This is a genomic window from Paenibacillus sp. P46E (assembly GCF_001909095.1).
Classification (GTDB): domain Bacteria; phylum Bacillota; class Bacilli; order Paenibacillales; family Paenibacillaceae; genus Paenibacillus_AQ; species Paenibacillus_AQ helianthi.
The window spans coordinates 59032-74951 of record NZ_LVYZ01000066.1; the positions used below are offsets into that span (position 1 = coordinate 59032).

Annotated in this window: 11 protein-coding genes; 1 reads left to right on the forward strand and 10 read right to left on the reverse strand. The window is 52.1% G+C overall.

Features of this window, described 5'->3' with window-relative positions; all coding sequences use genetic code 11:
- The first annotated feature begins 73 nt into the window (after positions 1–73).
- On the forward strand, positions 74–1249 hold the full coding sequence (locus tag A3849_RS24725; RefSeq protein WP_074113772.1) for a PstS family phosphate ABC transporter substrate-binding protein: 1176 nt from the start codon (positions 74–76) through the stop codon (positions 1247–1249).
- Between the two features lie 17 nt (positions 1250–1266).
- Here A3849_RS24725 and A3849_RS24730 read toward each other — a convergent pair whose 3' ends face one another.
- From A3849_RS24730 to A3849_RS24775, 10 genes are all read right to left on the reverse strand, one after another.
- A complete protein-coding gene (locus A3849_RS24730) occupies positions 1267–2229 on the reverse strand; it encodes an alpha/beta hydrolase (protein ID WP_074113773.1) in 963 nt (320 codons plus the stop codon).
- Entirely contained in the window at positions 2230–3738 is a 1509-nt protein-coding gene (locus tag A3849_RS24735) for a carboxylesterase/lipase family protein (protein ID WP_074113774.1), read from the reverse strand.
- Positions 3739–3757: 19 nt separating this feature from the next.
- On the reverse strand, positions 3758–4912 hold the full coding sequence (locus A3849_RS24740; RefSeq protein ID WP_074113775.1) for an AI-2E family transporter: 1155 nt from the start codon (positions 4910–4912) through the stop codon (positions 3758–3760).
- A 98-nt stretch (positions 4913–5010) separates the two neighbouring features.
- Positions 5011–5820: a GNAT family N-acetyltransferase gene (locus tag A3849_RS24745; protein WP_074113776.1), complete on the reverse strand. Its 810-nt coding sequence runs from the start codon at positions 5818–5820 to the stop codon at positions 5011–5013.
- Between the two features lie 159 nt (positions 5821–5979).
- Positions 5980–7926, reverse strand: coding sequence for a DUF2264 domain-containing protein (locus tag A3849_RS24750; RefSeq protein WP_074113777.1), 1947 nt, complete (start codon positions 7924–7926; stop codon positions 5980–5982).
- A gap of 25 nt (positions 7927–7951) precedes the next feature.
- Positions 7952–9088 carry a glycoside hydrolase family 88 protein gene (locus tag A3849_RS24755; RefSeq protein WP_074113778.1) on the reverse strand — a complete coding sequence of 379 codons (1137 nt, stop codon included), beginning with the start codon at positions 9086–9088 and terminating at the stop codon, positions 7952–7954.
- A 34-nt stretch (positions 9089–9122) separates the two neighbouring features.
- The gene (locus A3849_RS24760; RefSeq protein ID WP_074113779.1) at positions 9123–10931 is read right to left on the reverse strand and encodes a heparinase II/III family protein; all 1809 of its coding nucleotides are present in this window, start codon (positions 10929–10931) and stop codon (positions 9123–9125) included.
- Between the two features lie 29 nt (positions 10932–10960).
- Positions 10961–12568, reverse strand: a complete 1608-nt coding sequence (locus A3849_RS24765) for a response regulator transcription factor (RefSeq protein WP_074113780.1) — start codon at positions 12566–12568, stop codon at positions 10961–10963.
- Positions 12561–14375: a cache domain-containing sensor histidine kinase gene (locus tag A3849_RS24770; protein WP_074113781.1), complete on the reverse strand. Its 1815-nt coding sequence runs from the start codon at positions 14373–14375 to the stop codon at positions 12561–12563. The genes A3849_RS24765 and A3849_RS24770 overlap by 8 nt, the downstream gene beginning before the upstream one ends.
- Before the next feature lie 133 nt (positions 14376–14508).
- Complete coding sequence (locus A3849_RS24775) at positions 14509–15918, reverse strand: ABC transporter substrate-binding protein (RefSeq protein ID WP_074113782.1); 1410 nt, start codon at positions 15916–15918, stop codon at positions 14509–14511.
- Positions 15919–15920: the final 2 nt, after the last annotated feature.

A 15920-nucleotide genomic window follows, 5' to 3' on the forward strand; every position in this document is an offset into this window, starting at 1 on the left:
TGAGGATGTGAATCATATATACTATAAATGTGTGCATTTTATCCAAATTTTTCTTCGGGAAAGAGAGGCCGTTATGAAAAGACCTGTTGCTCTGAATCTGCTCTATTCTGTTCTTGTCCTGATTGCCCTGGCATTTGCCGGATTTATCGGCTATTTCTTTGCTGCATTAGCTCTTGGGCTGGCCTTTTACGCACCGCTTGTGGTGGTGGTTGCCTGCGGCCTGGCTCTTTATTCCGTGATGGCTATTTTTGATTTGCTTTCCAGCCGGGTCCGGAACCTGTCTCTTGCCGTCTTCGCCGGACTTTGCCTGCTGGCCACAGCCGGTTATGAGCTGAACAAAGCTTACGTGAACAGCTTCGCTGTGGTAGATGACCACGAGGTGAATCTCAGTCAGTATAAACCGTTCGGTGTCAACAGCAAGGCCGCAGTTCTGGGTAAGGCCGCAACCTACCACATCAGTGACCAGCTTCCGCATCTGGACGGAGCAACGGCTCTATATCCGCTCTATTCCGCTTTTGTGCAGGCGGTATACCCGGAAGACAATTATGATCCATATGAAATTAATGATGATGACATTATTCTGTGCTCTTCCACCGCCTTTGCCTACAAACGGCTGATTGCCGGGGACACTGACATAATTTTTGCCGCTGCCCCTTCTCTCGCCCAGCAGAAGGAGGCCAAACGGGCGGGCAAGGAACTGAAGCTTACGCCGATCGGACGCGAAGCGTTTGTCTTTTTTGTCAACAAGCGCAATCCGGTGTCTTCCCTGAGTACCGAGCAAATCAAGGACATCTATGCCGGCAAACTGAAGAACTGGAAAGAGGTGGGCGGCAAAAATGACCGGATCCGTGCCTTTCAGCGGGATCAGGGCAGCGGCAGCCAGACAATGCTTGAGAAAATCATGGATAACCGCACACTGATGACTCCACCTCAGGAAGATGTGATGGATTTGATGAGCGGCATCATCAGTCAAACCTCAGATTACCGCAACTTCAAAAATGCGCTTGGCTTTAGCTTTTTGTTCTATGCGTCCGAAATGAACAAGAATGACCGCATCAAACTGCTTGCCATCGATGGTGTGAAGCCTGATAAAGAGGGAATCAGGAGTGGAAAGTATCCAATGACTACAGAGTTCTATGCCGTAACCGCAGGCAGTGTGAATCCCAATGTGAAGCCGTTTCTGGACTGGATACAATCAGCAGAAGGACAGGAACTGGTGGAGAAGACAGGTTATACCTCATTAAAATAACAACAAGATGTTATTGTTCAAAGTGCTTTCTCTATGTCAGATAAAAAAGAAAGCACCGCCGTTTCCATCTGCTCTAAACCTGGTTGTTCTATCGGAAAATGCCCGGCTCCTTCTAAAATCACACATTCTTTTTTACCCTTTAACCGTTTATAAAAAGGTTCACTTACGATAAATGGCGTCATTGGATCTAATTCAGGATGAATAAGTAATAATGGACAAACATCAAAATTTTCGGGTTCAATCATGGATTTCATATTTAAAAAGCTTCTTAGAAACCGCAGAGTAACTTTTGTCCCGGCCGCTCGAGGATCTTTCATAATCAGTTGGGTCAATTCGGGATCATTTGTAATTAATTCCATTCTTGATACTTTTGTAACAGAAATTCGTAACGAATCCAAGACCAAAGGAAAAGCATCCATTGCGAATTTACCCAAACGACTAATCGCCTTATTCGGGGCAATTTGGTCACGAACGTTCGGGTTACTTGTGTCCACAAAGGTTGTTACAACTAACCCTCCAACTTGATTGCTCTTTGAAGCCACATGATAAGCCAGCATGCCTCCAATGCTGGCTCCTAATAACACTATCGTTTTACCATCCCGTTTGATTTCCTGTTCGATCAACTCCGTAAGTATTTCAATCCAATGTAGGTAATCCATGGATTGTAACGACTCAGTGTTGCTTAGCCCAAAAGGAGGGAGGTCAGGAGATACAACATCATATCCATGCTTTTGTAGCATCCGTGCATAGGGTGCCAATAATCTGCCATTCCCGCCTGCACCATGAATTAAAATAACTTTAATTTTTGAATCCGGAGCGTACATACGATCCAGATGGATATGACAATCGTTCCAATCCCACCACTCTTCAGACGGTAGGTTATTTTCATCTATTCGCAATTCTTCAGGAAAAAATTTCTGATATTGCTTCCAATATATTTCGGATTCATTGTATGTTAAATGATTAGTGGTAGTATTCATCTATTCGCCGGTCTTCCCGGAGAACACCTTCGGCCAATTAGCCTGTGCAGAAAATAACCGCCGCCGTTTCTCTGCATCCGGGTCCAGCACCACCTGCGTTTCCCCGTCAAAAATAACAGTGGCCCGCGAGTCCGCTCTATACGGTGGCCATTCCAGGCCAGGAATCGATGGATCCCCCTGGTGTGCGAATGCCGTCCAGGTCTTCTGCATCGTGTCGGACAACTTATGCATATCTGGAGTCACAGTCAAGCCATATTGCTTGAGCAGATGCAGGTTGCCGAACACATACAGAATTTCGGCACCATGAACAGCCTTCTCCAGCAGCGGATGGCCTTGAACCGTCCAGTCAAACCGGTACATCCACACAGGCGCCGCCGCAGACTGGGTCTCCGCAAAGGCAATTGAACTGCCCCAGAAAAAGAGGTCGGTCAGGAGCTCCGCCTGCCCTTCCCAGGACTTCGGATAATCGACGGCAAGCTCCGCCAGATCGTCAATCCCCATAAGCATTTCCAGTGCTTTGAGCGATTGCTCGAAGCTCTCCCCCGGACGTTCTTCCCGGAAAAACAGATTTCCCTCGTGCAGATTGGTACCGATCAGCAGCGGAATTCCTTGTGCCGACCCACCCGCTATAGCTTCAGCAGGATCAGCAGGCACCGTCATAGGCTCGATAACCGGCTGGAAAAACATGCTGAGCGCTTCACCGGACAGCTTGTAAGTCATCCGCGCCGCCGCTTCCAGGATCTGCTCCGCCGGAAGGTTATCCAATACCTCCAAATCACTTCCTGGCGTAAGCCCCAGCTCAGCCAGCAGAGCCGCTGCAATCTCTTGGCCCTGCTCCGGCTGCAGCGTCTGCCCGGCCCCGCTCTCCATAATAGCCCCTGCGAACAGCCCCTGCGCGGCGGGCATTGCCAGCAGCGCAGCAATGCTCATGCTGCCCGCTGATTCTCCAAAGACGGTAACACGCTGTGGATCGCCACCGAAAGCGCTTATGTTGCCCTGTACCCACTTCAGGGCCGCAATCTGGTCCAGCAGACCCGCATTTGAAGCAAAATCACTGCCGAATGGGGACATATGTACAAATCCGAACGGCCCCAGCCGGTAATTTATTGTAACCAGAACAACCTTGCCGTTGCGGGCCATCCGCGTACCGTCGAACATCGGCTGACTGCCGGCTCCGGTCACAAAGGTTCCCCCATGAATCCAGACCATCACCGGCAAGCTCTCCCCGGCTTCCGCAGGAGACCATACATTCAGATATAGACAGTCTTCCGAATAGACTGGGGACGTTCCGCCAAACCGTGTACTGCTGGTGCTCACAGGCTGGTGACTTACCGGACTGAATGAAAGGGCCTCCCTGATGTTAACCCACGGCTGAGGCGGCTGAGGCGCGCGAAACCGCAGCTTCCCGACTGGAGGTGCAGCAAAAGGAATCCCGCGCCATACCTTGACCCCCTCCTCCTCGGCTCCCAGCAGTTTTCCGTATAATGTTGTAACCAGTGGTGCTGTCATATCAATCTACCTCTTCCCGTTATTCCTTGTTATCTTCAATCTGTATATAGAGTCCGGAGCGGAAACGGAACCACTGGAAGACATGGGTAACTACCACCTTCAGTACGGCATATCCCGGCACCGCCAGAATGATTCCGAGCACACCGAACATTTTACCGGCAAAAATTATGACAAAAATGATGGTAATCGGATGTATCTTCAGCGACTTGCCCATGATCTGCGGAGAGATGAACTTGCCTTCGATCAGTTGAACAGCCGTCCATACGAACACCATTTTCAGCAGCATGAACGGAGACGTCACCAGCGCTACGATCAGGGCCGGAGTAATGGCAATTGCAGGTCCCAGATAAGGTACAACCGCTGTACAGGCAGCGACAATCGCCAGAACCAGCGAATATTCAAGCCCGATAATCAAATATCCGATGTAGAGCAAGGCGCCGATGCAACAGCTGACAATAATCTGTCCCCGGATATAGGATGCCACCTGGCTGTTCATCTCTGACATGACCATGCGGGTCTGAGGCTGCAATACCGTAGGAATAAATCTCATCAAGTAATCCGGCAGCCTTTTGCCGTCGCGCAGCAGATAGAACAGAATAAAGGGGGTAGTTACAAGGGCAAGCACAATCTCCGTCAGCGCTCCTACAAAGTTGCCGACACCGTTCACCGCATTGTTCAGGAAAGAAGTTCCCCACGATGTGACTTTGCTTGTAAGGTCATTGACATCCGTCCCCACATTCTCCTGAATCTGCCCAAACAGCTTGCTGCCGGTCAGGTTGATGAATTCCTGTTGGATCTGATCACTGTATTTAGGAAAATTATCAATCAGGCCTACCAGCTGGGTGCGGATCATCGGGATTACCGTAAGCAGGATCAGGGTTATAATTCCGGCGATGATCAGATACAGAATAACGATACCATAAGGCCGTTTGATCTTGCTCCGCCGCTCTAACCGGTCCACCAGAGGGTTCAACAGATAGTAGGCAATCCCCGATAACAGCAGAGGTGCCGCCACGGTATGCAGCAAGACTGAAATCGGTTTGAAGATAAACGGGATTTTGGCAAACACCAGTATATTTACCCCGATCAGCAGTACGATCAGCAGCGTTACCACAAATCGGTTATTCAGAAAAAACTTTTTAAACTTTTCCGGCCATACCTGCAGCCTCTCCATCACTCACGCCCCCTTAACACAATTGCTTCATCATATGTATGATTATTTGCACTTTGTATTAGCATAGTCAACACGGGGGGAGCAAGTCAAATATCCTTTTAATCAAACTTGAGGTCAGAAATTTGGCCTGCGTTCATATAACCGATCGACTGGTAGACTTTGTTGGAGTCCGGATTTTTGCCGTCTGCGTAGAGTACCGGTGTTAAATCTGCACTCAGCAGGTGGTCACTAAGCGCTGCAACCAATGCGCTCGCATAGCCTTGCTTGCGGTGACTTGCAGGGGTGTACACATCGTTAATGCGTGCATGTCTGGCCGAGCGGTGCGTGATCTTTGCCATGGATACGGGGGTATGATCCTCCATCCACAGGTACAAGTCGCCGGAGGCGGCATCTTCAGCAGCTATCGTCAAAAAATCCTCCGGCCGCAGCATCTCACCAAAAGCATCCTCCATGAACCCGGTCAAAAATCCAGCAATCACGGGAACCTGCTCAACCTTAGCTTTTTCCAGGTATCCATGGACCTCTGCAGGCTTCCGTACCTCCGGACAATGATAAGCCTCCAGCATCATATTCGTATGATAGAGCTTACCCTTTCTGTCACAAAAAGCCTCCGCAAATGTCTTCGCGATCTCCGGCTCGGCAGAAATCCCGGGAAACTCATATAACTGTACCCGTTCTGCGAGCTGCTGCACAAGACGCTCCTGCTGCTCTCTCTCTAGCTCTCCGGACACCCACAGCCAGGGATTATGCCCCTGTGATTGTGTGAATATCAGCTTGCGGTCTGACGTGGTCAGCCGGATCGCTTCAGGATATTCGGTAATCCGGTGGATTAGATTATACCGGACCTCCTCCTTCATGAACGCCTCACTTTGCAGCACTTCGTCTCCCGTCTCAAAGCTCTCAAACATTACCATTCCCCCTTAATTTTCCTTATCATTTCATCATAGACCTCCCTCCAGCAAAAATAAACAGCCCGCCGCCAATTTATTCTGGCAGCAGGCCGTTCGTATCCATTATAGTTTTTGTCAGGCTATCCAGCTTCATCTGAGGCTTTCCCTTTCAGTCTCTTAAACCAGCGGGATCACAAGATTCCGGCCGCAATGAGATGTTATTCTGATCTCAGATCCGGTCAGTTGGATGCCGAGAAGCAGCAGCGGGTCAGTATTTCTAACAGATAGACCGTCTCCTGAAAGTACATCGGCTTCTGTCCCATCTTCATTCCGGGGTTCTTCCATGCCAAGACTGCTCATCAGACACGGCTCCCCATAGAAAGCTGAGACCAGCCAGTGCGTGCCTGGAGCGATGCCCGCCAGCAGAGTCGGGATAGCCGTCCGCGGACGAAGGACATTGGTATTCGTTTGCGGCCGGATCATCACGGCTTCGCGGTAGCCCGCTAGCCCCAATACTCCGCTAACACCATGACTGCTGACAGCTGTCACCGCGTATCCGTCAGCGGAGCGGAGCTCCTGAAATGCCGGCTCCAGGGCCACGGCAAAACCGCCTTCTGCCGCATCCAAGGCCCGCCCCGTCTGCACCCGGTGAATGCGGATATGCCATGGAAGACCGGCAACCACCCAGGTCTGCACCTCCACATTCGCCCAAGGCTTCCAGCGGGAGTACAGGATATTGTCTTCGATCCGTGTCTCTATATTTTGCCGGCGTACCCGGTACAGATTATCCCCTGCCTCGCTAAGTGCCAGCATGGAATCGAACGCGCCTTGGGCAATTCCCCATTCCGAGCGGGGCACACTGAAACCAAAGGCAGTCGAATAAACGAATTTCTCGTATTTAGCGGAAGTGTGTGTATGCTCATTGGTCGATAGATGACCGCTGTTGAAGGCGGCCACATGATCCGTCTCGGGCTGGCGGCAAATGACCAAATGTGCAGGCTGCTGTACAGCTAGCGTTTTCAGTTCAGGAAGCGGCAGCTCTTCAGACAGCCAAAAGGGGTGATTGTCCTCCAGCGCAAGCGGCATGAAGAACTTCAGAGACCAGTAAGGCGAGCCCGGTGAATTATAGTTCTCGGCCATCACCAGGTTCGGATAGGCATAGCCGATGGTCAGCACGCCCTCTTCATTCAGGATATCCTGCTTCAGCCACCAGCGCATGTTGCGAAGAATGAGTCCCTTAATCACCCCGTAGGGCATTGTCTCTACCTCAGCAAAAGCCAGCGCACCCCAAAAAGCAGACTGCGCAAACCGGTACGCCAGACTTCTTCCATACGGAAGAGCCGAGCCGTCCCCGGCAAACCAATGGATGAATTCTTCGGCAAACTTTACGGCCCGCTCTTTGAACACACGGGAACGCTCAGGGTCTTCATCACCCATCAGCTTAGCGTACAGCAGGCCGTAGAAGTGGAGGGCAAATGGAACATAATAATCCATATGCCCGCCGATTCCATCGCTGTACCAGCCATCCGAGAGATAGAAATCATCAATCCGGCGCAGGTTGTTCTCAAGCTGCTGCCCGTCATAAGGCAGTCCGGCTGTTCGAAAGCCCAGATTCACCAGTACGTTGAAGAAGAGCCAATTGCAATCGTGGCAGGGATGTGCATTCATCTGATTCAGCCAGGTGTACAGATTGGCGCGCTCCTGGCTGTTCAGCGGAGTCCAGATCCGCTCCGGGATCAGTGACAGCGCATAGCCGAACGCCGCCATTTCCACAAGCCGCTGGTCATAGTCGGCGACCTCGCCCCAATATTCCTGGTGCCCGGGATCGGTGCCGTTCCTGATGCCATCCAGGATCAGTTCCCACATGTCATCCTCCCCGCCTCCCGCGAGAAAAGGCACAAATCCCCACAGCACACGGGAAAAGCCCTCCATTTCCGCAATATCCGGACCATAATGAACTCCGGTTACGCCCAGCTTCACGCGGGCATGCCCTTCGCTGTAATGTGATTTCAGCGGATGAGCAAGCTGCAGGAAGGCTTCCTGCAGCTCCGATTTGGTGATCAGCGGATTAGCTTTTAATTGCTCCAGCGGATTGGTTTTTGTCCGCTGCAGTTGGCTGTCCATCATTACCACTCCCTAACTGTTTCTTTTACTCCCAATAGTAAGGTCCCTTGCCCGTCAGCCGTGCCAGCCCTTCGACATAGAAGAAGTCCCCATAAATCAAGGGTACGTCAATATTGGTGCCAGCCGGGTAATTGCTTATACCATGGAGAATCAGACCCTCTTCAGCATCATTGTCCCAGGTGCCGTAATTGCGGTATAGCGATTCCAATATCCGGATGGCAGGTTCCCTGTATACCGGTGCCTCCAGTTCGCCAAGCTTGTCCGCGAGGAGGAGCAGCCCGCTTGCGGCGCAGGCTCCTGCCGAGGAATCCCGGAAGTTCCGTGCTTCACCGGGTGCGCGGAAGTCCCAATGCGGCACATGATCTTCCGGCAGGCGTGCCAGGAAAAAATGGGCAACCTTTTGGGCCGTATGCAGGTATTCTGTTTTGCCGGTATGATGGTAAGCAAGCGCCAGGCCGTAAATGGCCCAAGCCGTTCCTCTGGACCAGGCAGACTCCGGCGCATAACCCTGACCGCCAATGCCTTCAATGAACTCCCCGCTCTCCGGATCGAAACGGACAATATGATAGACTGAACCGTCCGGGCGGATGAAATGCTTCACTACCGTATCCATATGCGCTTCAGCAATGTGGCGGTAGCGCGGGTCTCCGGTCACCTCCGCCGCCCAGAAGAGCAGGGGCATATTCATCGCACAGTCAATAATTGCATAACCTCTGTTGTCTTCGCCTTCATACCAGGGGTTCCAGGCACGGATATAGCTGCCTTTCAGGTTGAAGCGGCCCGCCAGGTAATTCGCCGCCTTCAATGCTCGGATCCTGGAGACCTCATTGCCGAGAAGCTTGTAGGAAGCCACACTGGTTAAGGTCCAAATGAAGCCCAAATCATGGTCCAGACGGACATACTCATTCAGCACTTGGTCCAGCTGTTCCTCGCATTGCTCGGCCAAAGCCCGCAAGGACTCATCCCTGCTGTCGTTATACAAAAGCCACAGCTGACCCGGCCAGAAGCCTGCCGTCCACCAGAACGGCTGCTCCAGTACATATTGTCCGCCCCTACTCGCATGAGGGAAGCCTGCGCCGATCCGCAAGCTGTTCTGCTGTGTCTTCTTCAGCGCCTGATGCCATGCTTCTTCTGCCCACGCATGTTTTGTTTCTGCTATCATCTTTAGCCACCGCCATTCATTTATTTGGAATTGATCATGTCTCCATGAACTGAAACTCGAATTCATAGCTTTCCTGCTTGCCTGGTTTCCCCGAGGTGTGGAAATCCATTCCGTACCAGGTCCTGGCCTCGCCAAAATGATTGCTGTAGACATGCTCCGAAATCTCTGGTCTGAGCGCACCGGTATTATAGAGGATACGCAAACCTTTTCCTCCCGTGCCCCGCAGCAGAACACTGCCCTCCTCCAGCACAGGCTGGCAGAAGGTCACTAGCCGTTCCATCAGCGCCGCCGGGGCTTCGGCAAACCGGAAATCGTCTGTCATTGTAAGTGCAGGAAGGATGTCTGAGGTCTGCCAACTGAACGACCGCGTCAGCCGCTCCAGCGGTCTGTACCCGTATGCAGAGGTCAAATCCAGCTTCAGCACACTCTCATCCCCCCCTGCCTCAGCTTCCAGCACCTTGGCACAAGCCCCGGCACCCGGCAGCTGATACTGCCCGTCAATAATAGGCACACTGTGCCCCTGAGAACCGTTGCAATCATAGGTATACCGCTCTGCACCGAAATATCCTGCCGTGTACTCTCCGCTGCCGAGATCAGAGAGATAGACCGTGTCATCCCCCAGCAGAACAAATTGGCCAAGATCATTATGATTGTGCGGCTCGTCGTTATTTCCGCCTTTGGCGGCAAAACCGAATACCCCGGCCGGAGTAATCTTCCGGGTAACCAGCCATTCCGCATCCGGTAAATAGCTGCTGCTGCTGGCCCACTCGCTCCGGCTGTTCACCGGACTGCGCCAGATCAGGTTCCGCACCGCCGGTGCCCAGCGGCTGCAGTGGTCCTCTGTATATGAAGCCCTAATCGAAACAGGCGGCGATTCCACTTCAGAATAGATGGTGCCCAGATAGTGGCTGAGTCCCAAAGACACGCTGACTCTCTGCTGCGAATCGGAGAAGTTGGCTACGACATTACCGCCAAGAAAACATTTCTGCTGGAATGCAGCGATGCTCTTCACCTTCTCGAGCCGGAACCAATCCAGTTCTCCCCGGCTTCTGCGGCGGAGCAGGTCAGCGTAATATACGAAATAGCCAAAGCCGTAATTCCAGTAACCCATCCCTTCCAGACAGGCACCGTCTTGGCCAAAGCCCTGAAGATAATATTCCATGGTCCCCTGTACCTTGAACAGAATATCCGCAAGCGTCTCCGGGTCCTTCAGCATCAGCATCGCTGCCGCACCGACCGATCCCGAGCAGACCGCCGCCCAGTTATGCGTTGCCGTCTCCCAGTGATAAGGCCCGGAGTTCAGATAAGGTCCGAACAACCGTCTCTGTACCTCTTCTTTGATTCTCGTATGTAGTAGAACAGGAAGCCTGTCCCCAAGCAGACAGCTGATCTCACTCAGTGCAAAACCGGTTTCAGCCGAGAACAGATCTATCGTTTCCGGGATACCGCTATTGCCGGTATGGGCTGGCAGACACCATGTGTATTCGTTGCAGATGCTCCATATTATCTCGCAGACCGCATGGATATGGATTTCCTGCTCCGGCTCCAGCAGAGACAGCAGTACTGACGTGTTCAGCATTCTCCTGCGTTCAAAATAGGGCCGTTCATACTCCAGTCTGGATCCGGTGCGGGCAAAAACAGTAAACAAATCATAGGTAAGCTCAGGTACCTTTTCCCCTCTGAGCCTGTTCCCTTCCGCAAGAATTTCTGCGACCTCCTCCGCATATAGCGGTGAATTCCTTACCGTAGACCAGAATCCGGTTGAATCCCCATTAGGATAATACAGCCGGATATCGGCTGGCTCCATATTCTGTACGGTTGCAAGCAGTTCGGATCTTAGCATCTTATGTCGCCTCTCTCTACGGCACACGGTTATCCCCGGTATTCAACGGGCGTTACTCCTGCATGCACCTTAAAAGTCTTGATAAAATAGCTCTGGTTGTCATACCCCAGCTGTTCACAGATCTCGCCAACTGTAAAATTTGTTCCATCCAGCAGTTCCTTGGCTCTTTCCATTTTTAGTTTTGTAACATATTCGATAAAAGTTGTGCCTGTCTCCTTCTTGAACAGCCTGCTGAAATAGCTGGCGTTCAAATGGAGATGATCTGCTACCTCATCCAGACTGATCCGTGTTCCCAGACGAAGAGAAACATATTGGCAGGCCTCGGTGACTTCGGTCCTTTTGCTGCCCCCGGCGCCAGCCCCCTTCGCCGCAACAATGGATTCCAGATGATTATCCAGCCATTCCCGCAGGGATGGCAGTGAATCGATATCCACGATCTCTTTGTGCAGCGTATCCGCCGAATACGCCGGACGGATGAACTGGAGGGAGTGCAGCTTCAGCTTCAGGTCGAGCAGCAGCTTCAGCGTCCAGTCCTTGACCGACTCCGGAGGATACCGCTCTTCCCGGATCAGTGAGATCCACTTGCCGGTCACGGTACGCGCCTGCTCTGCATTCCTGCCCAGCAGTACCTCCCGCAGCTCCACAGCAGCCTGATCATAATGTGCAAACAAATTGCCCGCCGCGGCGGTGCTATTGGCAGACTTACGCGTAACGGTATCCCCTGGCATCAGATAGAAGCGCTGCTCTTCGCCGTTCAGCAGCCCATTCAGCTGCTGCTTAAGTCCTTCCGGTGTTCCGGTGCCCTCTCCGGTAATAAAGGACATGCGGACCTTCAGCACCTTCGACAGGGTAGACTGGATAATCTTCAGCCCGGCTGCGGCTTCCGCATAAATATTGCCCTGCAGACCAGGCCTGTAGGAGAACAGCAGGAACGAAGATTTGTCATTGTAGCCAATATAAAGTCCGCGCGGCTTCATCCCGTCCAGCACTTCATTCATCACATTACTCACAGCAAAATGCAGCGTCTGATCCGAGGAGAAACGGTATTTCACATGCCGGTAATCCTCCAGGTAGGCAATAACAGGCAGGCAGAATTCCCCCTGCTGGAACAGTCCGTATTCAGCAGCCTCAGCCAGCCATTTCTCCGGTGACAGCAACGGCTGATGGATGAAATTCTTGATGCTCCGCTCCTTGCGCAGCTCCTTAGTCTCTCCGAACAGCTGCCGGATGCGGGAGGTCTCCCAGCCCGCACGATTCTCTTCATCCATGGATTCCTTGAATCTGCACAGCAGCTGCACAAGATCCTCCGGGTCCAGCGCATCCTTTAGCAGATAATCCTGCACATTGAGGCGCATCGCCTGCTGGGCATATTGAAATTCATTGTGGCAGGATAAAACCGCGATCCGCACACCCGGCCTCAGCTCTTTGATACGGGCGGACAGCTCAAGTCCATTCATCCGCGGCATGCCGATATCCGTAATCAGAATATCCGGTATCTCCTGCTGTGCATGCTCCCAGGCACTCTCCCCGTTCTCATGCGTACCCATCAGGCGTAAGCCAAGCTCCTCCCAGCAGATACTCTCGGACAACAGCTCGATCACCGGATAATCGTCATCCACAAGCATCACCTTATACATCCCGTATCTCCTCCCTGTGCGGAATATGCATCTCTATCGTGGTCCCGTTGCCGATTTCACTGAGAACATTGATGACAAAATCCTCACCGAACAGCATCCGCATCCGTTCCACTACATTGGACATACCCATCCCGGAGAAAGAACCCTTGGGCTCTTCATTGCCGGGGCTCATCTCCGTTCCTGCGGACTGCATCCGTCCAGCTATACTCTCTAGCCGGGCTTCATTCATCCCTAGGCCGTTATCGGTTACAGACAGGACCGTATAGCTCTCCTCCACATCCGCACGGATACTAATTACGCCCGGCTGCTGGCTGAGCCCATGAATGAGCGCGTTCTCAACCAGCGGCTGAAGAAAAAAGCGCGGGACCTTAATCAGAAACGCCCTAGGATCAATATCCAGCTGTACCCGGGCCTCCTCCTTCTGGCGCAGATTCATCAGGCTGACATAGTGGGAGACCAGATCAATCTCCTCATGCAGAAAAATCTCGTCCTCTTCACGGCTGATTGTCATCCGCAGCAGCATGGACAGGGAGCTGATCATTTTAGCGCTCTCCGGATCACCTCGCTTCATGACCTTCATACGGATCGAGTTCAGCACGTTGAACAGAAAATGAGGGTTGATCTGAGCCTGGAGCATTTTCAGCTCCGCTTTTCGTTTACGGGCCTGGGTGTCTGAGACTTCTGCGATCATTTCCTTGACCCGGTCCAGCATCTGGTCGAACATCAGCCCCAGCCGCCCGATTTCATCATTGCCCCGGACTCCGGAGCGCACCAGCAGGTTCCCGCGCTGCACTGCAGTTGTTACTTTGCCGAGCCTTACCAACGGTTTCGTAAAGGCACGGACAAGCGTAATGAGCAGCAGCAGGAAGACGAAAAAAGAGATCAGCTGGATGACAAACACACGGTTAAATATAGAGCTGATATCCACGATGCTCTCCTTGTAAGGCTGCATTAGTACCAGCCGCCAGCCGTTGAAGGACAGCTGCTGCTGAACAACTAGATATCGCTCCCCGGCAATGGTAACGACCTCTGAAGCCTGTAAAGAATCCACGGCATTTACATACGGAAACGGTTTGCCAATGCTCCCTGCATCTCCACCGGAGACAACATGGTTCTCTCCATCCAGCAGAACCACCTTCTGTCCTGCCGACAGATTGCCAAAAATATCATGAAGCTGATCCTCCATAATGGTCACAACGGCATACCCGTAGATCTCGGTGCTGTCAAGGCGCAGCGTTCGCGCCACCGTCACCTGATACGGATGATCAAACTTGTCGTAGGCTAATTCAGTGGGCTCTACTCCAGCCCAGTAAGACTCCAGCCCCTTCAGTTCTGTCATCTTGCGGAACCAGGGCTTCTTCTTCAACTCGAGCGGATTGTAATCGCTAACAGAATAATTCATATAATATTTATCGTTGGTCAGCAGAATCGTTACATAACTGTTCTGGCCAACGACAGTAAGGGTATCGAGCTGTTCGAGCACCCGGTTCTGGTCCATGAACCTCTGGTATTCGTTACCGCTTACATTGTTGGCTGCGGCAAGCTTAAAATACGCTTTCAATCCGGGATTGGTCTGGACATAATTGGCGATGGTCAGCATCCCTTTCAGGCTGTTCGTCACCGAGCCGTTCACCAGCTGTAAGGAATCTTCTGCATTTGCAATAGCCTGCCGTTTGACGGCCTCCTGGGTTAATGAATTGTAGATCAGCAGCGTGAGCGCCGCAGGAACCAGAATACAGGCAATGGATGCGACAATCAGCTTGTGACGGATCGATTTGGGGGCGAGCTCCCTGAGTCTGCTGAACATAGCGGTGTCCCCCTTCAATATGTACCCCTGAAACAAGCAGAAACGGCTTGGCCCCCAAGTGAAAAAGGACTTCCGTTTCTGCGGGAAAATATATACTCATCTTGTATACATTCTATGAAATGATTATAGCAAATTATTTTTTATTGGCTGCAATTATTTTATTCACACGGTCCTGGGAATTCTTGATGGTCGTATCCACATCCTGATCCCCAAGGATCATCTTCTCATACTCCTCGTTAATGGCTTTGTAGACCTCTGCCTGGTAGGTAGCCGGTGGAATGATCGCTGACGCCTTGGAAGCCACCAGCGTGTCAACCAGTGATTTCTTGTCAACCCTCTCCGGATTCTTGGTACCAGCCAGGATGGTATCGATAATCCCCTGCACCTGATCGCTCGTTACCTTGCTCCAGGCCGGAATATTCTTGCCTTGAACAAGCTGGCCTTCGGTTGTATACCAGCGGACAAATTTATAGGCAGCTTCTTTGTTTTTCGATTTGGCGGCAACGGACACATAATCCGTAGTCACCGGTGTCAGACCCTTTTCATCAGCAGCGTTGTTCTTAGGGAATGGGGCTACGGCTACATTAAAGTTCAAAGGCACCTTTTCTGTACCGCCGATCTCCGTGTTCATCCAGCTTCCGATTAGAATCATGCTCGCAGACTGGTTGAAGAACTGGGTGCGGTAAGCCAGCTTCTGGGAGATCATGTCCGAATAAGGAACGGATGACTTATCTTGTTTTTCCATTCTCATTCTCAGCTCGAGCGTCGCCTTGAAGTTCGGATCATCCAGATTGGAGGTTCCGTCCGCCTTCAGAAACTCGGAGTTCTGCGGCTGGTTCTCCATCTTCAGCTTCAGGAATTCCATCCAGCCACCTGCCTGAGGACCATGGAAGTATGCGCCGTAACGCTTCTCTGCTCCTTCGCCCTTTGTCAGCTTCCGGGCATAGTCGGCAAAATCATCCCAAGTCCAGTCGGTTGGCACGGCAAGTCCTGCTTCATCCAGATTATCCTTGTTTAACAGCACGTACCATGGATTGAATTTGCCCGGCAGCGCATAGACCTTGCCGTCCAAATGAGTATCCACTTTATAATCTTCTTCTACCTTGAAGCCATCCTTGGCGATATACTCATCCAGCGGTTCAGCCATCCCCAGCGCGATGCGCTGGGCATATCCGGCTGCGTCACTGAACATCAGGATATCCATAGGCGCGGAGGAGGCTGCCTCCAGATCCAGTTTTTTGAAGGCTTCCTGGGTATCGCCCTTTTCACTCAGCTGCACCAGCTCAATGATCACCCCCGGATTGGCCGCTTCATAGGCTTCCAGCGTGTGCTTCCAGTTGTAAGCCTCCTCTGTCCCATAAGTATAGAGCCGCAGGTTGGTTTTCTCTGTATTGCCGGCTGCGGCTCCGTTCGTTGCTTTGCCCGCATCTGTGTTCGCCCCGCCATTTGCACTATTATTGCTGTTATTCCCGCCGCAGCCCGCCAGCAGGCTTAACATCAGAACCCCTGCAATCACCCCGGACCAACCTTTTCTTTTCATCATCA